A 24,162-nucleotide genomic window follows, 5' to 3' on the forward strand; every position below is an offset into this window, starting at 1 on the left:
TTTGTGCAAAATTTCCGAAAAATAAGAGAAAACACCTAATTTCCCGGCGCAAAAAAGGGGACGTTCTGAAAGATAGTTCCAGGTTCGCCAGATGGGACATGGAACCTGAAACCTGGACCCCAGGACAGTAAACCCACCCCCTACTTCCCTTTTCCTGATTCGTTTACACTCAACTTACGTACCAATGCACAGAAAACTGCGAATGGGCATGGTTGGCGGAGGACTCGATGCCTTCATCGGTGCCGTTCACCGCCGGGCCGCTGGTTTCGATGGCGAAATCGAATTGGTTTGTGGCTGCTTCAGTTCATCGCCCGACAAATCGAAAGCCACCGGCCACGCGTTGTACCTGCCCGAAAATCGGGTTTACACCTCGTTTGAGGAAATGATCGAGCAAGAAAAAGCGTTGCCGGAGGGCGAACGGATGGATTTCCTGTCTATCGTAACGCCCAATCATATGCACTTCCCGCCCGCGAAGATGGCCCTCGAAAATGGCTTCCACGTCATCTGCGATAAGCCCATGACGATAAACTTAGAGCAAGCCAAAGAACTGGTCCAGATTGTCCAGAAGTCGGGTCTGGTGTTTGGTCTGACCCACAACTACACGGGCTACCCGATGGTGAAAGAAGCCCGAGACATGATACGTAACGGCAAACTCGGCCAGATTCGGAAAGTGATTGTTGAGTATCCGCAGGGATGGCTCTCCAAAAAAGAGGAAGACAACAATTACAAACAGGCCATCTGGCGGACAGACCCGGCTAAATCAGGTGCCGCCGGTTGCATGGGCGACATTGGCACCCACGCCGAAAACCTCGCTGAATACGTTACGGGCCTGAAAATAACCGAACTCTGCGCTGACCTGAGCACGTTCGTGCCCGGTCGCCAACTCGACGACGATGGTAATGTGCTGCTGCGGTTCGACAATGGTGCGCGGGGCGTTCTGCACGCCAGTCAGATTGCCAACGGCGAAGAAAACGCCCTGAAAATCTTTGTGTACGGCGAACTCGGTGGCTTAGAGTGGCACCAAATGGAGCCGAACACGCTGAAGTACAAAACTCAGGAAGGCCAGCGGATTATCCGCCCGAATGTGGGCAATCTGTCGGCGTCGGCGAAGGCACACTGGCGAATGCCCGCCGGTCATCCCGAAGGGTTCTTTGAAGCGTTTGCCAATATCTATCGCAACTTCGCCTACGCCGTGAAAGCGCACATGGAAGGCCGCGACCCTGACCCCATCTACGATTTCCCTAAAGCTGCCGATGGCGTTCGCGGCCTGGCCTTCATCGACACCGTCATTGCCTCGAATCAGTCAGAGGAGAAGTGGACCAGGTTTATTCAATGAGCGAATTAGTAAATGAGCGAGTTAGCGAATAAAACACCTAATGTACAGCCCCGAAGAAAAAGCATTATTTGCCGAAGAAGTAGAGAAACGATTGAAAACGTTTATGATTCGGTGTGTGCGGGTTTTTCGAGCTTTGCCTAATGCCTATGAAGCACAACACTTTGGTAAACAATTGATTCGTTCCTCTTCATCCGCTGCTTGTAATTACAGGGCTGTTCGGCGCGCCAGAAGTAAAAATGAGTTCTTCGCTAAACTTAGTATCACAGTCGAAGAACTTGACGAGTCGTTATTCTGGTTAAATACGCTGATTTTTACGGAAATTGTTCCAGAGGAGCGATTGCGAGAATTAATAGATGAAGGGCATCAAGTTCTCAAAATTCTGTCTAAATCCCGCAGCAACACTAAGTAAGCTCATCAATTCGCTCATCCATTAATCCACTCAGCAATTACCCTTATATATTCACTCATTCGCTCATTCATTAATTCGCTCATTAAATAATGCAAAAAATCAAGATTGGTGTCGTTGGCACCGGATTCATTGGCCCCGCACACATCGAAGCCCTGCGTCGCCTACCTAACACAAACGTCGTCGCGCTTTGCGAAGTAACGGCCGAACTCGCCCGGCAGAAAGCCGACCAACTGGGAATCGAACGTTCCTGTACGTTTGATGAACTGCTGAAGATGGAGGACATCGAGGTGGTGCATATCTGTACGCCCAACTTCCTGCACTACGCCCAGTCGAAGGCGGCTTTGCTGGCGGGAAAGCACGTCGTGTGCGAAAAACCATTAGCAAAAGACCTGCATGAAGCCGAAGAACTCGTCCAACTGGCAAAAGAAACGGGCCTGGTCAACGCCGTGCATTTCAACCTGCGCTACTACCCGCTGGTTCGGCAGATGAAAGTCATGCGGGAACGGGACGAACTGGGTGATATTTACTCGATTATCGGCTCCTATTTGCAGGACTGGCTTTTCTACGACACCGACTACAACTGGCGACTCGAACCCGACAAATCGGGCGATTCGCGGGCCATTGCCGATATTGGTTCGCACCTGATGGACAGCTTAGAATACATCACAGGCCTGAAAACGGTGGCCGTTATGGCCGATTTCAACACGGTGCATAAAGTCCGTAAGAAGCCGCTGAAGCCGGTCGAGACGTATTCGGGGAAGATGCTCCAGCCAGAAGATTATGCCGACGTGCCCATTAACACTGAAGACCACGCCAACGTGCTGCTGCGATTCGACAATGGCAATCGGGGCGTTATCACGGTGTCGCAGGTATCGGCGGGGCGTAAAAATCAAATGAAATTAGAGATTGCCGGGTCGAAGAAAACGTTCGCCTGGAACTCCGAAGCGCCCAACGAAATGTGGATTGGCAACCGCGATGGGGCCAACCAGTCGTTCATGCGCGACCCCTCGCTGGCGCACCCCGAAGCACGGTCGGTGATTTCGTTTCCGGGGGGTCATAACGAGGGCTTCCCCGACACGTCGAAACAGTTGTTCAAGGAAGTGTACGAGGCCATTGCCGCCGGTAAACAACCCTCAACTCCAACCTTCCCGACCTTCGCCGATGGCTACCGTGAATTGCTGATTTGTGAGAAAATTCTGGAAAGCAACCGCAGGCAGGCCTGGGTAGAGGTTTAATTGAAAACGCGGCCTGGTTTGTTGTCGGGCCGCGTTTTCACTTTATACATTAGAAGCATACTTGCTTTTGTGCAGAACAATCCGCTTGCCTTCGTCGAACTGCTCTACATCAAGAATTTCCTCAAAACGAATTACGTCTTCCGAGAGAAGTTTGAGAATGCGTTCGGTCATAGCGTCATTACGCTCTAACAGGCGTTCATGGCGAGTTAGAATTTCGGAATGTTCTTTGAGAATTTCGGAATGTTCTTTGAGAATTTCAGAATGTTCCTTCAGAAGGGTACTATGTTCATCAAGTCGTTGATTAACACCCACTAACTCACTTTTGACGCCAGAAACCTCATTTTTGACGTTGCGTAATTCATCAATAAAAACATCCTGCTTGACAAGCATTTCGGCAAGCAATTCAACGATGCGATCTTCGTTCTTCATAATTTCAATCTCTTTGTCGGCAATATAACAGATTCAGAACCAAAAATTTCACCCATTTACCAGTAAAGTACATGAAAACCATGAAAGGCCCGGGCATTTTTCTGGCCCAGTTTCTGGGCGATGAAGCCCCATTTAATTCGCTTGAATCCATTGCCAAATACATGGCCGGCCTCGGCTATAAAGGCGTGCAGCTTCCCACCTGGGACCCGCGTGTCATTGACCTCAAACAAGCCGCCGGGAGCCTAACCTATTGCGACGAGCTAAAAGGAAAATTAAAAGACATTGGCGTCGAAATCACCGAGTTAGCTACCCACCTGCAAGGGCAATTAGTGGCCGTTCACCCAGCCTATGGCCCCATGTTCGACGGCTTCGGACCGGCTGAACTGGCGGGCAAACCAAAAGATCAGCAGGCCTGGGCTGTCGACCAGCTACTGATGACTGCTAAAGCCAGCAAAAACCTCGGCTTAAAGGTTAGTCCAACATTTTCTGGTGCATTGCTGTGGCCATTTATCTACCCCTGGCCGCAACGTCCGGCGGGGTTGGTCGAAACGGGTTTTGCTGAACTGGCTGCCCGCTGGATGCCTATTCTGAACGCCTACGACGAAGCGGGCGTCGATCTGGCCTACGAACTGCACCCCGGCGAGGATTTGCACGATGGCATTTCCTTCGAGATGTTCCTGGAGAAAGTGGGCAATCACCCCCGTGCGGGCATCAACTACGACCCCAGCCACTTTGTGCTGCAACAGCTTGATTACCTGCAATTTATTGATTTCTACCACGAGCGGATCTACGCCTACCATGTGAAAGATGCCGAGTTCAACCCAACAGGTAAGCAGGGCGTGTATGGCGGTTTTCAGGGCTGGGTCGAGCGGGCCGGGCGGTTCCGGTCGCTGGGCGACGGGCAGGTCGATTTCTCCGGCATTTTCTCTAAACTGGCGCAGTACGACTACGACCGCTGGGCCGTACTGGAATGGGAATGCGCCCTGAAACACCCCGAACAGGGAGCTGCCGAGGGCGCACCCTTTATCGAAAGCCACATCATCCGCGTTACCGAACGGGCTTTCGATGACTTCGCCGGAACGGGCAGCGATGAGGAGTTTAACAAGAAGGTGCTGGGATTGTGATTTTATATGGAGTCAGGTTTGGGTGGCCGGTGCCATCTCAAACTTGACTCCACTTTATGGCTGGTCAGGGTTCGGGCGGTCATGTGCTGGCTGCGCTTTGCAGTTTCTTCATTCCAGAGTTAGGCCAGCGTCTATAGGGTCTTTGTTGATCGCCATTTTGCAGTTGCCCGCAGCATTAACTGCTGATACTGGGTTTCTAACCGAAATCAATATTTTTTGATAAGCTTTACCAACCGGCGGCTAATCAACGCGTAGCCTTCATCGGAGGGGTGTAACCCATCATACGTTTTATCAATGGCGTCAACAGGGTACGGATACGCATCGGTTTCAGGATTAAACGGAAGACCGATGTACCCCGGATACGTATGGTTGGCATACACACCGGTTTGTGGGTCTTTCAGCCGTTTATACTTAACCAGCTTCTTGTGTTGTAAGCCGCGCATGTGAAACAAATCAACCACCGGAAGATGCTCGTAGCGGCCAATGGAATCAATGGCCTTAGCGAACGCTTCGAGGTCCTGACCATTTTTGGCTTTGTAGGACCCATACGCGTTATTTTTAGGATTAAGCAGGTACACAAAATCTACCCGCTGCATGGGGGTAATCAACAGAATTGGCGCACTGGGATTCAGCCTGCGGAGTTTGTCGATAATGATGCGAAATGAACCATAAACAGTGGTGTTGCCCGCATTGTGTTCATAATCCGCAAAACGGCCTAATGGTCGGCCCGACCACCAGTCGTTGGTGCCCAGAAACACCGAATACATATCGGCTTTAACCAGACCCAGGGTTTCAATGGCCGAAGCAATCCGTCCTGCCGTCCAGCCATTATGGCCCTGATTGGTATAGTGAATATAAGGCAGTCGCTCAATAACCCTGGTCATATAGCCTTTGGTGATTCGATTACCGGTTTCATCGGGATGCTCATTTAAATAGGTGATCGAATCCCCAATGGCCACCCAGGTAAGTTCTTTATGTTTGAAGGAACTGATCAGGCAAACCAGCGCTAAGAGTATAGCCAGCGGTTTCCTGTGTTTTTTAGTCGTTACTGCCTGATTCGTCATGTTGTGCCCGATGGTTGTCTGTTATAAAGGGTGGCTCATGAACCAGCTACTGATAGCTGCCAACGAACGTATTTTTCTGACCTACTCCCAGTTTATGGCCACCTTCCCCGTTTCCTCCTCAATTCTGTCCACAACGCACCTTGCTCAATTTATTCAGCCAAAATACAGTCTATCGTCAAACACCACTTGCCAACTGCTGAAAGCAGGCATAAATCATTCCTATTTGGTTACAGATGGCCCGGCCAAAGCTATTTTCCGGCTCTATAGCCTGAACTGGCGTACTCAGGTTGACATTAGTGAGGAACTAAAACTCCTGAAGCTGCTAAACGAGAATGGTATTCCCGTGTCGTATCCGATTGCCGATAACACCGGAAATTTTATCCAGGTGATTGATGCGCCGGAAGGAAAACGGTTTGGCGTACTATTTTCCTTTGCCGAAGGTGAGAAACGGCTTACCTTTTCGGCTGATTTGCATGACAAATTGGGGCAAATTATGGCCCGCTTTCATCAACTTACCCACAACCTGACGCTGAACCGGGTGACCTACACGCCCCAGATTATGCTGCTTGAGCCACTTGAGCAGTTGACGAAGTTCCTGCCTGCCGAGTCCGAAGAAATGCGGTTTATGCAGGAGACGCAGCACTATCTGCTGAATCAATTTTCAACAATTAAGGCCTCCAGCGTTCGGCAGGGAGTTGTACATTTAGACATCTGGTTCGACAACCTCAACATCGCCAAAGACGACACGATTACCCTGTTCGATTTTGATTTCTGCGGCAACGGACTACTTGCCTACGACATCGCTTACTACCTGCTGCAGCTTCACAGCACCGAACCGAATGAACAGGAGTTCAGCTATAAGAAAGAACGTTTTCTGGCTGGCTACGAGTCCATTACGCCAGTCAGCGATGAAGAAAAACAACTGCTGCCTATGTTGGGCGTCAGCATTTATTTTTTCTATTTGGGCGTTCAGTGTCAGCGATTCGACAACTATTCGAGCGTTTTTCTGAACGAGTTATATCTGAGACGATTTATCAATCTGCGCGTAAAACGCTGGTTTGATTTTAACGGCCTACATCAGGAATAAGTCGTCACGCAACTTACGTTAAACCAGCCACCTAACCACCCGAAAGTCTGCTGACTAAAAACCAGCACACCACTAAAGATTTATTCTATCCCCTTTGTGTATTTCTTTGCGCCTTACAGCCGACCCGGTCTGCGTTACAACTTTTTTACGCCTTACATTTGGGGTTTAAACAACGTTCTCCCGTTGCAAAATCAATGACGCTCCAATTTTTTGCGCCCGCCTGGGGTAATACGCTACCGTTCGATTTGTTTTGCCAACATGTAAAAGAGGCCGGTTACGACGGTGTCGAAATGGCGTTACCGTTCGATTCAGCCGAAAAAATGGCTATTCTCGATAGTCTGGCAAAACACGGTCTGGCCCTGATTGGGCAATACTGGCAATCGCACGAAACCGATCTCGACGAACACGCCCGTAGTTTTGAGAAATACCTGCGCCACCTGATTGCCGCCCGGCCGCTGTTCATCAATTGCCAGACCGGGAAAGACTTTTTTACCTTTAGCCAAAATAAACGGCTGATTGACCTCGCCGACCAGATTTCTACCGAAACGGGCGTGAAAATTATTCACGAAACGCACCGGGGCAAGGCGTTTTTTGCGGCTCATATCACCCACGATTACCTGCAAAAAATTCCCACCATTCGGCTTGCTCTCGACATTTCGCACTGGTGCAACGTGCATGAATCGCTGCTCGAAAATCAGCTTGAAACAGTCACACGGGCCATTCGCCATACCGACCATATCCACAGTCGGGTAGGGCATCCTGAAGGGCCGCAGGTCAACGACCCCCGCGCCCCCGAATGGACCGAAACCCTCGACGCGCACCTGGCCTGGTGGGATAAAATTGTTGACACGCACCGGGCCGCCGGTACCCAACTGACCGTAACGACCGAGTTTGGGCCAGCCACCTACATGCCCGTGCTTCCCTACACCCAAATGCCTGTAGCCAATCAGTGGGAGGTGAATGTGTTCATGCTGAATCTGTTAAAGAAACGGTATGAATCGGTCAATTAAGCAGGGTATCAGGTAGTATCAGGACCTGGCTCATCGGACGCATAGCCCGATCGGAATCAACCCCTGAGTTTACCCTCAGTCAGTTTTACCGTTTTACGAACCACCTGCATGGTTGACTTTTGCCGGTCGGCTACGAACTGCATGGCTTTTTTTACCTTCTCTTTGGCCAGCGGATAATCTTTGTGAATGTCCATCACGGCTTTGGTGATGTCGGCAGACGACGTCTTATCGATATCGAAGAGCCACTCCGGCAGGCCAATATCGCGGAACATCCAGCCCTTGCGCCCGTGCAACAGGGAGCGGGCGTGAACGACCGGCACGCCCAGCGCCAGCCCCATGATGAGCGAGTGCGGCTCGATACCAAACATCGAATGGGCACGGGCGTACACCGACATGGCTTCGTCGGCGTTCCAGTACGAGTCACGCCAGACGACCTTGCTCTGCACGTCGGCGGGGAGTAGGTCATATACCTTCGTTTTGTTCTGGGCCACTTCCTTACTGACCTCGGGGGCCAGCAACACCTTCAGGCCGGTTTCGCGCACCCAGGTCGTGATGAGGTCGCGCACGTACCCCATCCGCACCCGGTCCTGTTCCTGCTGTTCGGGAGTAGCCTGGGCGGGGTTCATCAAACTGCCTTTGCCCGTGTCGTATACGTGTTTTGTGTTGGTGCGGATAACGACGGCCAGAAATTTCTGGTCCTCCAATCCGACTTTCTTCAGATACGCCACGCCTTTTTCTTCGTCGCGCACGTCGATACCAAAACAACCGTCCGGCCCAAATTCGAGTACACCAGGTTTGAAGTTATTTTCTTTCAAAAACTTCCGTGATTCGTCGTCGCGGGTGTAGATGAACGCGGCCCGGCTGAGCACGTCCTTGAAAACGGGCATGGCGGGATGGGCGAACTTATCGAACGACTGTCCATACAGCCCGAAGGGAACGCCCCGGTCGAGGCAGTAGTAAAACGGCGTCAGGTTAGCCATTGTCGCGGGCCAGTCATAACCGAACAGCCCGTAGTTGTACACCATACCGGAGTTGACCATGTACAGATTGGCCCGGTCGAACGCGTCCTTTAACTCGCCCTCGAAGGGTTTGTCGCCATCATAGAAATCTCCCCGGACGATTTTTACATTCGGAAAATTCTTCGTGATAATCTTCTCCGTTTCGGGCCGGGCTGTCTGGTGCCAGAGCAGAATTTCGGCTTCGGGCACGTACCGCTGCAGCAGCCGCAGCGTACCGGGCGTATGCCCCTGGTCGCCAATGTTGGCGTCGTTCCAGGACGAGCGGAGCAGAATGACGGGCTTTTGAGCCGAACCAGCCGGGCTTACCGACTTTGTCGCCGGTATAATAGAGACGGGGAGCGTCGTCGCGGCTACCGACAGGGTAGAGAGTTTAAGAAAGTCTCGGCGGTTTTGCATGAAAATCAGGAAAGGCTTAACTGAAAATGTTTATAAAAAGACCGACAGAAACGTCTGACGGCCTTTTGGAAACCAACCTATAAAGTGCGACAACTGCTTGTTAATACTCAGGCTGTTGATAGCCGACTGCGGAATTGACAACAAAGCGTGTTTAGCCTGACGGGTGATAAAACCCGGATGCTGTACGTCAAACCTGCTTTTTAATGAAGTTAAAAGCCGTGTCGTACTGCGCCCTGACTTTTTTCAGCGATTGAGCAATGCTTCGTTCGGCGGTGGGGTAGTCGGCGTGAACCTGCATGAGCCGGTCGGCAATCTGTTTTCCGGTCGTTTGCTCGATTTCAAATGTCCAGTCAGCCAGGCCCAGGTCGTAGTACATCTGGCCTTTGATAGTGTCCTGGGGTTGACGGAGGTAAAACGCAGGCGTTCCGTTGGTAAGGGCGATAATTGGCGAATGACACTCGCAACTCAGCACGGTGTGGGCCTGAGCGTAGAGCGAAGCTGCTTCGTCGGGCATCCAGTAATCGTGTTTGACCACAAACGGCTTCACATCATCGGGCAGGGGATTGATGAGCAGTTCATCCATGATGTCTACTTCATAGGTCATTTCGGGACAGACCACGACTTTGTTTTTCGTCTGGCGCACCCACGTAATCATCGCTTCCCGCAGTTTGGCGTGGTCGATTTCTTTCCACTTGTCGTTGAGGGCATCCATCTCTTTAATATACTCTGGACTCCACCCGCTGTTGTTGGGTTTGAGTTTATAGTAGGGCGTTCGGCGTAGTCGGGGAACGGCGCAGATAAACTTCTTTGGTTCCAGCCCGTTCGTCTGCATAAACTGCTGTGCCCGCTCCCGGTCCTGAATGGTCAGGGCAAAGGTAGCGTCGGGAGCAAACGCCACATGCGGACTCGTTACACCCCCTTGTTTCAGTTTTTCGATACTTGCCGTTTCGCGGGTAAAAATGAACGATGCCTGTTGCAGCAAATCGCGGAGGGCGGGGGTTACGTCCTGCGTCGTTACGCCGAAAATGCCGAACGGTTTGCCCGTCTGCCGGTGCCAGGCGTCCACAAAATCGACCGCTACGACCGACGGCCCAGAGCCATGCAGGAAGAAATCAGCTTTCTGGAAGGCTTCTTTCACCTCATCGGTCTGCGGCACAAACGTGGTTTTGTCTACCTGTCCGTTAATGATGCGTACTGCCGGGTAATGCCGCTTGAGCAGAGCCTCGACCCGTTCGCTTTTGCTTTTTTTCCAGAGAATAACGGTTGCCTGCGGCAGTCGTTCTTTCAGAATGGCCAGTATCCCCGGCGTATGGGCAATGTCGCCGATATTGATGTCCTGCCAGCCCGAGGTCAGCAGAATGACCGGGTTAGCTTTCCCGGCAGCTTTCAGCAACTGCGGAATCAGGAAGGTTCCGGCAGCAGCCAGGCCGGTGGTTTGCAGAAACTGGCGACGGGTCGTATGATTTTTCATAAAAGTATAGGGCTTTCTTATAAAAAAATGTAGTTACACCAGCACACGTGCATCGGTGTGGTGTCGGTGTTGGTGTTGGTGTCGGTGTGGTGTCGGTGTGGTGTCGGTTTCTCAAAACCGACACGATTGCTGACGAGAAGGTGTCGGTTTTGAGAAACCGACACCACACTAACACCGACATCACACCTAAGTTGGCAGCGGTCTTATGTCAATACCCTGGATTCTGCTCTAATTTCGCGCTGAAATTGGCGTCGATGGCAGACTGGGGTATCGGGAAAAGGCCGTGTTTGTCCTGAATGGTGGTACGGGTGGAGGCCCGGATGCTGTATTTACGAACCCGCTCCACCAACTTGCCCATCCGGGTGAGGGTCCGGCGTCGTTGCTCCTCCACGATGAGTTCGCGGGCGCGTTCGTCTAAGATATAGTCGAGCGACATCTCGCTGGCGGTAGCTGGTTTGGCGTTGGCGCGGGCACGAACTACGTTGATATCGTCGGCGGCTTTCTGTTTGTCGCCCTTCAGCAGGTAGGCTTCGGCTCGCAGAAGATAGGTTTCGGCCAGCCGCATCACCGGGTAGTCTTTGAAGGTTTTGCCATACGTGTTATCGGTCGTTTTGCCCACTTTACCCTCAATCTTGCGGATGGTCGGGTAGAGCGATTGCATGGTATCGACGTCGGCGGTGAGCTTGCCCACGGTTTTTCCGAAGAACGTTGACGCGGGATTGGTGTACTTGAACGTCCGGCGAATGTTGTAGGGCGAGTTCCGCATGTCGTTCGTGAAATTGTCTTTCCAGATGTCATACAGGACGTAATTCGTGGGTCGAATCCAGCCCACACCCCGGCCCATGCTATCGACCAGCACCATACCCGATTTGCCCGCCGGGTCTTTCAGGTTGGCATAAAATGGCCCCCAGGCCCGCAGCCAGTGATTGCCACCTGTGCCACCACTATTGGTGTTGTTATCGTAAATGCTCGTCACGGGCTTCCCGCCGGGCGTCTGGTCTTCAATCTGAAGCACATAAATCGTTTCCTGATTCCCCGAACTCCGGTTGGTATTGTTGTCTTTGAACAGGTCCGAAAACACATCGCCGGGCAGGTCTTTGTCACTGCCGAAGCGGGTCGTCATGAGTTTGTATAGGCCCGAATTAATCACGTCGGACGCGCTGGCGCTGGCCTTGTCGTACTCACCGAGACTGATGTACACCTCCGCCAGCAGATGGTCGGCAGCAGCCTTCACGATGCGCCCTTCGCGGCTTTTGTCCACCGTTTTGGGAAGCCACTGCGAGGCAAACACCAAATCTTTCATGGCCGATTCGTACACTTCTTTGCGTGTATCACGGACAAAATCAGTTTTGGGGCCGGTGAAGATTTGTTCAACCACCGGAACGCCCCCGTACAGATTCGCCAGCACGTTATGGGTATAGGCCCGAAAGAACCGGGCTTCGGCCAGAACGGCGTTCTTTTCGGCTTCATTGGCCCAGATACCATTAATTTCCGGTTTTTGGGCGTAGGTGATGATGGTGTTGGCACGCGACAGCATCCGCGTGTACGCCCAATCCCAGTAGTACTGAGCACCCTGGTAGCTCGGCACAAGCGTTACGTTATAATCCACGAAATTGTAAGTAGGCAGGGATGGAGTGCCCACATCGGTGCCCATGTTCATCGTAACGTGACCGTGCAGGGCATCGAAGCCCGCAAATTCCTCACGAGCCGCTACGTGCAGCCCCGTGATGTAGTTCTCGAAGCCGGTTTTGGTCGTCAGTACCACATCAGGATTCAGCGACCCAACGGGTATTTCCTCCAGAAAGTCATCATTGCAGGCACTGCCTGCAAACGAAAGAAAGACAATCAACCCGCCCGACAGCAGGCGATTCAGGGAATAAAGGCGTGTATATCGTTTCATCTTGATTATCAGAAGCTAAGGTTTAGTCCCAGCGTAACGGTTCGGGGTGTTGGGTAAAAGGGGGAGTCCTGCCGGTTGTAGCCGCTTTCGGGGTCCGGGCCAAGCCATTTGGTGAAGGTTGCCAGGTTACGACCGCTGGCATAGGCCCGTAAACTGCCGATTTTCAGCCGCGACAGCACCGTTTTCGGAAATTCGTAGGATAGCGAGACATCCTGAATCCGGATAAAATCCCGGCTCATGTAGTAGTTATGGCCAAGCGGATTGGTGTAACTCATGCCAGGCCGGGTAGCCGATTGATTTTCGGGCGTCCACCAACCGGCGTCAATCATGTTGGCGGGCCGTTCGGGATAGTTGCCTGCGCCCGTCGGGGCGTTGCGAATGTCCAGAATACTCAGCGACTGCATCCAGCCCTGCATGGCGTTGATGAATACCGACAGGCTCAGGTTGCCGTACCGAAACACGTTGGTGATGCCCCAGCGCAGGTTGGGCTGCAACTGCCCAATCACCGACCGGTCGTTGGCCGCGTCGAATTTGCCGTCGCCATTGAGGTCTTTCACGCGCACCCAGCCGGGTTTGTAGCCCGTGGGCAGGTTATCGCCCTGCTGGTAAATTCCGTCGAAGGAATAGTCATACAATACGCTCACTGGCTGACCAATAAACCAGCGGTTGCCGAGGTCGTCATCTTCCCGGCCATCGCCGTTGGTATCGCTGTTATAGATATGGACAATCTTGTTTTTGTTGGCCGAGAAAATCAGGTTGCTGCTCCACTCAAACTTACCCTGTTGCAGGTTTACTGTGTTCAGCGTCAGTTCGATACCCTTATTGTTGGTTGCGCCTAAGTTCGACAGAATGGACGTGAAGCCTGTGTTTGTGGGCAGGGCACGGCGCAGAATCAGGTCGCGGGTGTCCATGTTGTAATACTCCACGGTGCCACCGATTCGCCCTTTAAAAAGTTCAAAATCGAGGGCTACGTTGGCCGATACAGTTGTTTCCCATTTCAGGTCATTGTTGGCCATGCTGGACGTAAAAATGCCCGTTGCGGTAGAACCCCCGTCGCCGAAAACGTACTGATTGGTGGTCGACAGGGCCAGCGACTGATAGGGGCTGATGGCCTGATTCCCCACCGTGCCATACGACAGGCGAAGTTTGAGCAGATTAAGCGCCGAAATACGTTTCATGAACGGCTCATCGGAGACAATCCAGGCCAGCGCCCCCGACGGAAACGTGGCGTATTTGTTGTTGGCCGCGAACACCGAACTCCCGTCCCGGCGGGCGGTAAACGTAGCTAAGTAGCGGTTTTTGAACCGGTAGTTGAAGCGGGCCATCGACGAAACACCGTCCTGTGCGGCTCCATCGGACCGGGTCACCTGTACCTGCCCCAGGTTCAGGTTGTTCCAGCCCAGCGCGTCATTAGCCAATGGCGATGCACTGGCGGTTGTCGACTCCCACCCGGCATGGTTGCGGCCGTAGAGCAGCGTCACGTCGAAGCCGTGGTTTTCGTTGATTTGTTTGTCGTAGGTCAGGATGTTTTCCAGCACCCAGTCGTAATCCTGCCGATTCATTTTGCTGGCACTGGTTGTGTTGACGGCGGGGCGGTTTACATCCTGCCGGTTGAAGTTGTAATTCCGGGACCACCGCAGGTTGGGCGACACGTTGAGCCGGTAGCTCAGTCCTTCCAGAAACGGCACCTGCACCAGCGCAAAAAAGTTGGTAAACAGGTTCTGGTTAATTTCCTCGTTTTTGTTCAGCAGGCCCGCCATCGGGTTGCCAATCAACTGGTCTTCCGGCACGGGAAACTGCGTCGGCTGGGTTTTGGCGTCATCGTAGTAGAGCTTACCGTAGGGGCTGGTAAAGTACGCATTGTACAGGCTGGCTTCCTGGCCCGACAGGTTGCGGTTGATATAGGTGCTATTGATGCCGATTTTGAGCCAGTCCGTGATTTGGTTTTCGACGTTCGCCCGGAACGACGTTCGTTTGGAATTATCGTTGTAAATCAGCCCTTTCTCGTCAACTAACCCCGCCGAAAGGTAATAATTCGTGCGACCCGACCGGCCCGAAATGCTTACGTCATAGGACTGAATTCCGGCATCCTGCGACACCTCGTCCCAGGGGTCGATGGTCCGGCCATTTTTGTAGTTTTCGGCTTCCGACAGGGCCAGATACGACTCAATTTTAGCCGGGTCCGCGTCCAGACCGGTCTGACTGCGAAAATCGAGGGTTTTCTGAATGTAGCGTTCGGGCGACAGCAGTTTCATCTTATAACTCCAGTCCGACACGCCGTAGTAGCTGTTGACGCGAATGGTGGGCTTGTCGGTCGTGCCTTTTTTGGACGTAATCAGAATCACGCCATTGGCCGCCCGCGAACCGTAAATGGCGGCCGCACTGGCGTCTTTCAGTACCTCCATCGACTCAATGTCGTTGGGGTTGATGTCGGCCAGACTGCCGTTGAAAAAAATACCATCGACCACAATCAGCGGGTTGTTATTGGCCGAAATTGACCGTTGCCCGCGTACCAGAATACTGCCGCCCTGGCCGGGCCGACCGTTGTCGGTGAACTGCACACCGGCCACCCGGCCCCGCAGTGCCTGCGAAATGTTGGTGTTGGGTGTGTTGACGAGTTGCTTCAAATCGACTTTGGCCACCGACCCCGTTACGTTACGCTTCGACTGGGTGCCGTAGCCAATCACAACCACTTCGTCCAGCGATTTTTTGTCGGGGACTAAGCTGATATTAAGGGTACTTCGGTTGCCAACCACGACCTCCTGCGACGCATAACCGACGAAGGAAAAGGTCAGGGTAATGGGCACATCATTAGGCGTGGTAAGTTTGTATTTACCGTCCGGGTCAGTAGTGGTGCCGCGCTGGGTACCTTTTATAACGACACTTACGCCCGGCAGTCCTCCGCCTTTTTCATCCGTCACCGTGCCGCTAATGGTTTGGTCGGTAGGGGCCGGGGTGGTGGAAACGGTGGTTCTGTTCAGAAGGGCCGACGAATAGGTCAGGCTGTTTTGCTGCGTATTCTGAGCGATGTCGAGTGCGGTTTGGGGGAGGGACTCTACCGATGCCTGATTCGTGTTTTTTCGGGTATCCTGAAAAATTATGTACTGGCTGCTACCCGTTTTTTTGAAACGCAGGCCGTGCGGTTTCAGCAGGTTATCCAACTGCTTTTCCAGCTTTTTGGCCGACGCAGCGCCGTTCGGATTGACGATGATGTGCTGAACAATGGTCTCTTCGAACAGAATGCTGACGTTGTACTGGCGACTCAGTTCGTTCAGCACATCTTTGAGCCGTTTGGTGCCCGCATCAGGTTGGGCGGCTGCCGCTACCTGAACAGGCATACGCCGGGCAAAGGCCACCTGTTGGGCCATAACGACGGTCTGGTAAATACACAGCAGACTCAGCAAACTGCTGACTTTCAGTAATTTGTGTACTTGTTTTTTCATGGTTAACCGGGTTTGGAAGATTCTATGGGTTCTGTAGATTTTTTGGATTCTATTAAGAATAACGGCTTGATTGTCAAAGCCAAAGAATCTACAGAATTTAATTTTGCCTATTGTGCTGCGTGGATAATAACCTGGTTGCCCCGTTGTTCGATGGGCAGATTGAGCAGGGTCGATAATACGTCGATGATTTCCTGCGGATTTTTTGCCTTGAAATACCCGGCCAGGCGCCGGTTTGCCTGCGTGCTGTCTTCAATAACGACATCTACCCCGAAGTGGTCGTGCAGCACATCGGCTACTTCCGAGAGGGGCGTCTGGTCGAAATAGAACTGGTGGTTTTTCCATGAACTGTGTAGTTGCGGCTTGGCGGTTTGGGCCAGGTGCATCCTGCCGGAACGCTGGTTCAACGTGGCCACGTCGCCGGGCTTCAGGGTTAGTTGCTTACCGGCCTGGTAGTTAATCTGTACTTTTCCTTTGTTCAGCACAACCTTTTTGCCCCGTTCGCGGGCATACAGCACAAATTCGGTTCCCAGCACCTCTACCTCGAAATCGGTTTCGGTTTGTACGGTAAAGCGTTTATTGTCAGCCATGTGGGTTACGTTAAATTCGCCTTCGCCGTCGAGAATAACCACCCGCTTCGCCGAATTGAACCCCCAGCGCGGGACGTACAGCGTCGAGTTGGCATTGAGCGTAACCTGCGTCCCGTCGGCTAACCGAACCGCCTGGGTTTGGGCGTTTCCAGTATGATAAGTTTGGTAGCGAAGCGGTTTGCGGAAGAAAAACAACCCTGCGCCCAGCAGCATAACAACCGACGCGGCCATGTACCACTGGCTGAACCAGGAGCGGCTGACAACCAGCGTCGAAACAGGTTTTTCCGGCTCCGCGACCACGGCGACAGGTGGCGTTTTTAGCTGGTCCAGATACCGGCTCAGCGCCTGCCCGGTGTTGGGCAGGTACTGCGGATGCTGGCTTTCCCATTCATCTAAACATTGGTAGAAAAGCGGCTCATTTTGAGGGACTTCCAGCCACTCTTCTATCAGTTTCCGCTGGATGGATGTGGCTTTGCCCTCAAAGAAGTCGAACAGGACACTTTTAGGAATGGATGTTTTCATAACCAGTCATAGTTGACGTGTAGACAAAAAAGGGTAATTATACCCCACATGGCGGGCTAAGGTTCAGGCCAGCAGATGGGTTAGCAGGAGTAACCCCAGCAGCCAGTCTTCCCGCAGGTCGGTGCGGAGTTTGGCTAAGGCGCGGCTAATCAGCCGCTCGACCGCACTGACGGTGATGTTCAGTTCCTGGGCGACTTCGGCGTATTTTTTACCCTCTAACCGATTGAGTTGAAAAGCCCGGCGGCATTGCGGGGGGAGGTGCTGCACGATGGTGTCTACCTTGCGGCAGAGTTCGTGGTAGTGCAATACTTCATCGGGTTTCAGAACCGGAACCTCAGGCTTGTTTTCAGCCGCATCGAAGGGCATGTTTCGGTTGAGTTCAAACCGGATGTAGTTGTAGGCCCGATACCGGACGGCTTTGTAGAGATAAGCCTGGTAAGAGGTGTTGATTTGCTCGAAAACCCGCCCCTGCCAGAAATTGGCGAACACTTCGGCAACAATTTCTTCGGCAATGTCTTTGGCATACACAAACCGAATGGCGTGGTTGCAGAGATTGGCATAATAGCGCCGAAACAACACCTCGCAACCCTTGCGGGCGTCCTGCTCAAACAAGCGACGCAGGAATTGTTCCTCGCTGATAACCGTGGTCGATGGAGACGAATCATCCGACAACCGAACGAAGGAGGGCTGCTGGTGTTCTGGCTGGTTATGAGGTACAGGTTCCATAGGCCGGGGGCGGTTTTCTTGTCTGCATCACAGACAAAATTGCACTATTTTACCCCACATGGTCGCAAAAACTTTTTTGCCCGATGGTAATTAATGGAAAACGGGGAACGTATAGAATCAATCGTTAGGACTACTTGCTGTATACGTTTCAAGGCCTGGTATCAACATCAACCAGAGAATTGAGCTGCCGCCCCGGCATTTAGCGACCTTTCCTGAACTACGACTCCTTCGCTATTGTTAAAAAATGAATCCGGCCCTAAACTGCCCCAAATTCAACTTCCTGTTTGTTGAGGTCTTGTCGGCTCATTTGGTTATGGATACGCCTGTGTTGCAGTTGTCGATAAGAATACATTGCTATGGAAACACTTTTTTACCTGCCAAAGATTGACGATTTAGCACTTCAATTCCGGTTGTCGTTCCGGCCTTTTGTTGCTTTCCTGAAAGCACAACAACAGAGCCGCCCGCCTTCCGATGGGCTATACGAGCTATACGCCTATTTGATTGACCAGTTTACGGAGGCCATTGCCCTGGCCGAACTTCAGAGCGAGCCACTCGATGAAGCCCGCCTGAAGGGTCTTTTTCAATTAGCAACCGTAGCCGTGTTACCGCTAAACCACACGAAACGCGACATGCTGTATTCGTTTGGTTTGCCGGTACCGCTAACCCTGTATCATTATTCATCGGCATTTGAGCGGTTAATCACCCAGTATCCTGATTTTCTGCTGGACCTGCCGAATCAGGTTGACGTTCAAAAAAAACAACGCTTTCTGTATCAGCTTATTCTGGAAAAATTCTACGGGATACAGATCGCCCAGAAAGCCGTGCTTTCGTTTCGGTTCCAGAAAAACCGGAATGGACTAACGAGTTATTACCGGCTGGAAGTCAATAATTCGTTTATTGAACCCCGCTCAACCCAGCCGCTGCCGCCACTCCAACCGGCCTGGATCGACTTTGTGAACGGAACGGCGCCATTGCCCGATGAGGTGACGCCGTTACCCTTGGACGAGTTTACGTTCGAGGGCTTTTCGTTTTTTCAGATGGAGGACGTAACGGAGGCCGAAACGATTCAGCAGCTACAGGAAGTATTCGCTCATCTGCATTCGGATACCGAACCGATTATTTATCAGCGGTTTGAATCGGCACTGCGGAACCTGTGCGGCCAGCCCGACCTCCAGATTGGCATCATACCGATGCCGCAGGTGAACGGCCAGTTTGTGTACCACCCCGCCAGTAAAACCCGAAGTATTTTCTTACGGAATGCCGCTATAAATACAACCAATTATAAAAACTCACCCGCCCAGAAAATGGCCACTAAACTGGCCCGGAATCCGATTCCCTACCTGTTCCCCAGCCTGGACGGCCTGCCCGAAAAAGAGCGCGGAGCGCTGGCTCAGCAAGGTATCGAAAGTTTTTTGGTGTATCCAGTCACAAACGCTGGCGACGTGCTTGGTATGCTCGAAATGGGAAGTTCGCGGGCCAACGCTTTCGATGAGGGCATATTGGATAAAATTGAGCGCATCCTCCCCCTCATTCAGGAACTGCTGCGCTACCAACTCAATCAGTTCAACAACAGTTTAGAGCAACTTATACGGAAAAAATTTACGTCGCTGCAACCTTCCGTCGAGTGGAAGTTTTATGAAACGGCCTGGGCGTATCTGAGCCGCAGCCAAAGCGAATCGGCGGGCGGTGATATTCCGATACGGTTTCCGCAGGTCTATCCGCTCTACGGAGCCGTTGATATTCGCAACTCATCGGTTGAGCGGCACAAAGCGGTTCAGCAGGATTTAGCCGATCAATTGGCGGCTCTCGACCAACTCCTGGCTAACCCTGCTTTTCCGTCGAACTGGGCCAGACCCGAGCACCTTCGGGAGGAGAGCTGCCAGTGCCAGCATAAGCTGGCGGCCGGGCTAAATCCCGAAGACGAAGAGGGAGTCGCTATTTTCCTGGAGCAGGACGTAAATCCCTATCTGAATTTGTTGCTGACGGAACAGCCCGCCCTCGAAGCGGAGGTACGCCGTTATTTTGCGCGGACGAACCCCGCTACCGGGCTGTTCAATCAGGCACTCAAGCGGTATGAACGGAGTATGGACTGGCTCAACGCAACCGTAAATGAATACATCGACGAGGAAGAAAAGCGGCTGCAAACTATTTATCCGCATTATTTTGAGCGCTACCGAACCGATGGTACCGAATACACCCTCTACGTTGGCCAGTCAATTGCACCCGATGTGGCCTTTGCTCCAGAGGTCCGTCGGCAACTGTTTCAATGGCAGTTGACGTCGATGGTTGAGATGGCCAGGTTAACGCACCGGCTACTGCCCAGCCTGCCCCTTCCGTTGCAGACAACCCAGTTGATTCTGGCTCACGCGCACCCGGTCGACATCAGTTTCCGGCAGGACGAGCGTCGGTTCGATGTGGAGGGGTCCTACAGTATCCGCTACGAAGTGCTGAAAAAACGAATCGACAAAGCCTGCATCGAAGGTACGCAGGAGCGATTGACCCAACCCGACACCATTGCGCTGGTGTATAGCCATATCTCAGAAGTAGCCGATTATTTACCCTTAATTACCCGTATGCAGGAGGCCGGACAGGTGCAGCCCGGCCTGGAACACCTCGACCTGGAGCCGATGCAGGGCGTTATTCGTCTGAAAGCCCTTCGTCTTCGCATTACGTATACCGACTCCCCACAGGCATGAACAGGATGGGTAAAACAGGTTGTTGGTTCCTGGGGATAGTGGGTAGTTTCTGCTTCCTGACGGCGGCACCGGGGCAGTCTGTTCCGGCAGATTCGGTCCGGCACCGGGTCATTCTAATCGGCGATGCCGGGCGGCTGTTTCACGGTAAAAATCCGGTGGTCGATGCGGTTCGTGCCCGGTATGATTTCGATAACCCGCGCACGACGCTGTTGTATTTGGGCGACAATGTCTATCCGCGTGGTTTATCGGACGAAAGCAGCCCCGATCACGATTCGTTAGCGGCTATACTTCGGTATCAGGCCGGGCCGGGCCTGGGAAAGCAATCTCAGGTGCTGTTCATACCCGGCAATCACGATTGGGCACAGGGCCGTTCGGACGGCTGGGAACGAATTAAACAGCAGGGGCAGTGGATAGATGGCCTGAACGCGCCCAACATACGATTGCTGCCTGCCGACGGATGCCCCGGCCCGGAAGAGATTCATCTGACCAACAAGCTGGTGCTGGTCATTGTGGATTCGCAATGGTGGCTGCACACCCAACGCAAGCCGGGCGAATCTGCTGGATCAGACTGCGCCTGCCGAAATGACGACGAGCTGATTACCCGGCTGGCTGATATTGCCTTCCGAAATAAGGATAAAGGCATTATTCTGGCCACGCATCACCCGTTTCGCAGCTACGGCATTCATGGCGGCTATTATAAACTCAAACAGCACATCTTCCCGACAACCGACTTCGCATCCTGGGCTTATCTTCCCCTGCCGGTTATTGGTTCACTTTATCCGCTGGTTCGGGGGGTATTTGGCAACATTCAGGATTTGCCCCATCCCCGGTATCGGCAGATGTTTCGGGCAGTGGAAAAAGCCGTTTCAACCGCCCCCAATGTGGTGTTTGTGTCGGGCCACGACCATGCCGTGCAGCACATCGCCGACGGCTCCCGAAACTACATCGTTAGCGGGGCGGGCATTAACCGCGAGCGGGTGAATAAGAACGGAAAACTGGCTGCGTTCGTCAGTCCTGAGTGGGGATATGTTATCCTGGATGAGTTGGTAGATGGTCGGCTGATCGCCACGTTTTACACGGTCGATGAAGCCGCCAACGCGACTGAAGCGCACCGGGCGGCCCTCTTCACAATTCCCGCCAACCTGGTTTCGTCTGGCGGAGACTCCGTGCGAATTACCGTGCAGCGGCCCACCTTCCCCGACAGTGTGCGGGTGGCCATTGCACCCGCCTACGATAGTGTGGGCCGGTTGCATCGCTGGCTTTTCGGCACAAACTACCGCACGGAATGGGCCACGCCGGTTGCGTTGCCCGTTTTCGACCTGACCCGCACAAAAGGCGGCTTCACCATTCTCCAGCGTGGTGGAGGGCAGCAAACCAAATCCCTGCGGCTCGAAGATGCCAGCGGGCGGGAGTGGGTGCTGCGAAGCATTCAGAAAGACCCGGCCAATGCCCTGCCGGTTCCGTTACGCGAAACCATTGCCAAAGAGGTATTACAGGACGAAGTGTCGGCGGGGTATCCCTACGCGCCAATGGTGGTTACGACGCTGGCGCTGGCGGCCGGGGTTCCTCATGCAAACCCGCTGTTGTTTTATGTACCCGACGACCCGGCACTGGGTATCTATCAGGCCGATTTTGGCCATTCGGTTTGTTTGCTCGAAGAACGCAGTCCGGGTGATGCTAAGTCCATCAGCACGGCCAAAGTGCTCGATGCGCTGGAAGATGACAACGATAACCAGGTTGACCAGCGGGCCGTGCTACGGGCCAGAATGCTCGATTTGCTGATTGGCGACTGGGACCGCCACGAAGACCAGTGGCGCTGGGGAAGCCGGAAAACCGAAAGGGGTAAGGCGTTCTACCCCATTCCCCGCGACCGCGACCAGGTGTTTTTCAGGGCTGGCGGCTTGTTTCCCGCCATTGCCGCACTGCCCTGGCTACAGCCTAAATTTCAGGGGTTTACGCCCAAACTCGCCAACGTGAACGGCTTTATGTTCAACGCCCGGCATGTTGACCGGCTGTTTCTGCAGGGTCTCGACGTGCAGGACTGGACGAAAGAAATTACGAACCTGCGCGAATCGCTGACCGACGAGGTGCTGCAACGCGCCATCGACCAGCTACCGGACACTATCCGGCAGGAATCGGGCAATCGGATCCTGGAAACACTCAAAATCCGGCGGGGCTGGCTTTTGAAAAAAGGACTGGGTTATTACCGTTTTCTGGCCAAAGCGGTGGACATTCCCGGCTCCAACAAAACAGAATTATTTCGCATTGAACACCGGAACGGAGAACGGGTAGCGGTTTCGGTATTTAAGATTGCCAAAGATGGGTCGGTGGCGCAGCGGGTCTACAATCGCGTATTCGATGCGTCGGTTACGAACGAGATTCGATTGTATGGACAGAAAGGCAATGATAAATTCGAGGTCAGCGGTACTGAGTCAGCCAACATCACAGTCCGTCTTGTTGGCGGCAAAGGAGCCGATGTCTTTACTGTAGACGGGAATCCCGGCAGGCCTGTCATTTACGACCTGAGTACCGAAGCCAATGAACTGCCCGCGCCACATCGGGCAAACCTGCAACTCTCGACCGACAAGGCGGTGAATCAGTATGATCCGCACGCTTTTGTCTACGATAAGCTGACTCCGCTTGCAACGGCAGGCTATAATTTAGATGATGGTTTGTTGCTGGGTACTGGCGTTCAGTGGATAAAACAGGGCTTTCGGAAAGCTCCCTATGCCGCCATGAATCGCCTGATGATTCGTCAGGCGCTGGCTACCTACGCCCTATCGATCAAATACGACGGTATATTCACAGACCTCATCGGACGGAATGACCTTTGGATTAATGCGTCCATAAAAGCCCCCGATAACGTTACCAACTTTTTCGGACCGGGCAACGAGACAGATTACGAAAAGGAGCGGGGGATTCGTTATTACCGAACCCGCTACAATCTGATTAACCTGGCGGCACTGCTCAAACGTACTGTAGGTGGGCACATGGAAGTGTCGGCTGGGCCGGTTTTTCAGCATTTCAGACTAAGCCAGGATGGCAACAATGGCCGGTTTATTGAAACTTATCTAACTCAACTGCCCAAACAGGAACAGTTTCTGCGCCGGGAAAGCTACGCGGGCTTACAGGTGGGTGTTGCTCTCGACAACCGCAACAACCCCGTGCAACCCTCCAGAGGCTTGTATTGGAACACGACAGTGCTGGGGCTTCAGGGCTTTGGTGAACAACGCAATCAGCTCACGCAACTCCACTCGGAGATGGCTGTTTATGCCAGCTTTAGCCAGTTGCCCCGGTTTGTGATTGTCAACCGCATCGGCGGGGGACTAACCTACGGCAATCCGGCGTTTTATCAGTTGCTTTACTTAGGCGGGCAGGATAACCTGCGGGGCTTCCGAACGTACCGATTCGCGGGGAATCACCTGTTTTACTATAATCTGGAAGTTCGCCTGAAACTTTTTGATTTTCGATCATTTCTATTTCCGGGCAGCGTGGGGCTGCTGGCCTTCAACGATATAGGTCGGGTATGGCTCAACGACGAACCTTCTCAACGCTGGCACGATGGCTACGGGGGGGGGCTATATGCCATGCCTGCCAGTCTGCTCGTCGTGGCGGCTTCGGTTGGATTTTCGGAAGAAGGCGCGTTGCCGTACATATCGCTTGGTTTCCGATTTTGATGGTTAAGAAGCTGTTTGACCGGGCCGCTGT

General features: G+C 53.0%; 16 protein-coding genes. 8 read left to right on the forward strand and 8 right to left on the reverse strand.

The window, feature by feature from the left end; translation table 11 throughout:
• Nucleotides 1–202 precede the first annotated feature (202 nt).
• From ACYVI1_RS15450 to ACYVI1_RS15460, 3 genes are all read left to right on the forward strand, one after another.
• A complete protein-coding gene (locus tag ACYVI1_RS15450) occupies nt 203–1,336 on the forward strand; it encodes a Gfo/Idh/MocA family protein (RefSeq protein WP_460911760.1) in 1,134 nt (377 codons plus the stop codon).
• Nucleotides 1,337–1,376: 40 nt separating this feature from the next.
• A complete protein-coding gene (locus tag ACYVI1_RS15455) occupies nt 1,377–1,745 on the forward strand; it encodes a four helix bundle protein (RefSeq protein WP_460911513.1) in 369 nt (122 codons plus the stop codon).
• Nucleotides 1,746–1,834: 89 nt separating this feature from the next.
• Nucleotides 1,835–2,980 (forward strand): Gfo/Idh/MocA family protein, encoded by a 1,146-nt coding sequence (locus ACYVI1_RS15460; protein ID WP_460911514.1) that lies wholly within the window; start codon nt 1,835–1,837, stop codon nt 2,978–2,980.
• Between the two features lie 42 nt (nt 2,981–3,022).
• On the opposite strand, the gene ACYVI1_RS15465 is transcribed toward ACYVI1_RS15460, so the two are convergent.
• Nucleotides 3,023–3,409, reverse strand: a complete 387-nt coding sequence (locus ACYVI1_RS15465) for a hypothetical protein (protein ID WP_460911515.1) — start codon at nt 3,407–3,409, stop codon at nt 3,023–3,025.
• A gap of 71 nt (nt 3,410–3,480) precedes the next feature.
• Here ACYVI1_RS15465 and ACYVI1_RS15470 point away from each other — a divergent pair, with 71 nt between their 5' ends.
• On the forward strand, nt 3,481–4,533 hold the full coding sequence (locus ACYVI1_RS15470; protein WP_460911516.1) for a sugar phosphate isomerase/epimerase family protein: 1,053 nt from the start codon (nt 3,481–3,483) through the stop codon (nt 4,531–4,533).
• Nucleotides 4,534–4,739: 206 nt separating this feature from the next.
• On the opposite strand, the gene ACYVI1_RS15475 is transcribed toward ACYVI1_RS15470, so the two are convergent.
• The gene (locus ACYVI1_RS15475) at nt 4,740–5,597 is read right to left on the reverse strand and encodes an SGNH/GDSL hydrolase family protein (RefSeq protein WP_460911517.1); all 858 of its coding nucleotides are present in this window, start codon (nt 5,595–5,597) and stop codon (nt 4,740–4,742) included.
• Between the two features lie 37 nt (nt 5,598–5,634).
• Between ACYVI1_RS15475 and ACYVI1_RS15480 the strand changes: the two genes are divergently transcribed.
• Together ACYVI1_RS15480 and ACYVI1_RS15485 are read left to right on the forward strand one after the other, a co-directional pair.
• On the forward strand, nt 5,635–6,684 hold the full coding sequence (locus tag ACYVI1_RS15480; protein WP_460911518.1) for a phosphotransferase: 1,050 nt from the start codon (nt 5,635–5,637) through the stop codon (nt 6,682–6,684).
• A gap of 194 nt (nt 6,685–6,878) precedes the next feature.
• On the forward strand, nt 6,879–7,694 hold the full coding sequence (locus tag ACYVI1_RS15485) for a sugar phosphate isomerase/epimerase family protein (protein ID WP_460911519.1): 816 nt from the start codon (nt 6,879–6,881) through the stop codon (nt 7,692–7,694).
• A gap of 56 nt (nt 7,695–7,750) precedes the next feature.
• On the opposite strand, the gene ACYVI1_RS15490 is transcribed toward ACYVI1_RS15485, so the two are convergent.
• The 6 genes from ACYVI1_RS15490 to ACYVI1_RS15515 all read right to left on the reverse strand — a co-directional run bounded on the left by ACYVI1_RS15490 (nt 7,751) and on the right by ACYVI1_RS15515 (nt 17,758).
• Nucleotides 7,751–9,109, reverse strand: coding sequence for a polysaccharide pyruvyl transferase family protein (locus ACYVI1_RS15490; RefSeq protein ID WP_460911520.1), 1,359 nt, complete (start codon nt 9,107–9,109; stop codon nt 7,751–7,753).
• 187 nt (nt 9,110–9,296) lie between these two features.
• Nucleotides 9,297–10,580: a polysaccharide pyruvyl transferase family protein gene (locus ACYVI1_RS15495; RefSeq protein WP_460911521.1), complete on the reverse strand. Its 1,284-nt coding sequence runs from the start codon at nt 10,578–10,580 to the stop codon at nt 9,297–9,299.
• 208 nt (nt 10,581–10,788) lie between these two features.
• Entirely contained in the window at nt 10,789–12,480 is a 1,692-nt protein-coding gene (locus tag ACYVI1_RS15500) for a RagB/SusD family nutrient uptake outer membrane protein (protein ID WP_460911522.1), read from the reverse strand.
• Nucleotides 12,481–12,488: 8 nt separating this feature from the next.
• Complete coding sequence (locus ACYVI1_RS15505) at nt 12,489–15,923, reverse strand: SusC/RagA family TonB-linked outer membrane protein (RefSeq protein ID WP_460911523.1); 3,435 nt, start codon at nt 15,921–15,923, stop codon at nt 12,489–12,491.
• Between the two features lie 107 nt (nt 15,924–16,030).
• Entirely contained in the window at nt 16,031–17,032 is a 1,002-nt protein-coding gene (locus ACYVI1_RS15510) for a FecR family protein (protein ID WP_460911524.1), read from the reverse strand.
• 63 nt (nt 17,033–17,095) lie between these two features.
• On the reverse strand, nt 17,096–17,758 hold the full coding sequence (locus ACYVI1_RS15515; protein WP_460911525.1) for an RNA polymerase sigma-70 factor: 663 nt from the start codon (nt 17,756–17,758) through the stop codon (nt 17,096–17,098).
• Nucleotides 17,759–18,114: 356 nt separating this feature from the next.
• Here ACYVI1_RS15515 and ACYVI1_RS15520 point away from each other — a divergent pair, with 356 nt between their 5' ends.
• Nucleotides 18,115–20,454 carry a hypothetical protein gene (locus ACYVI1_RS15520; RefSeq protein ID WP_460911526.1) on the forward strand — a complete coding sequence of 780 codons (2,340 nt, stop codon included), beginning with the start codon at nt 18,115–18,117 and terminating at the stop codon, nt 20,452–20,454.
• Nucleotides 20,451–24,131, forward strand: a complete 3,681-nt coding sequence (locus tag ACYVI1_RS15525) for a BamA/TamA family outer membrane protein (protein WP_460911528.1) — start codon at nt 20,451–20,453, stop codon at nt 24,129–24,131. The genes ACYVI1_RS15520 and ACYVI1_RS15525 overlap by 4 nt, the downstream gene beginning before the upstream one ends.
• Nucleotides 24,132–24,162 lie beyond the last annotated feature (31 nt).

This window comes from Spirosoma areae (genome assembly GCF_054781775.1).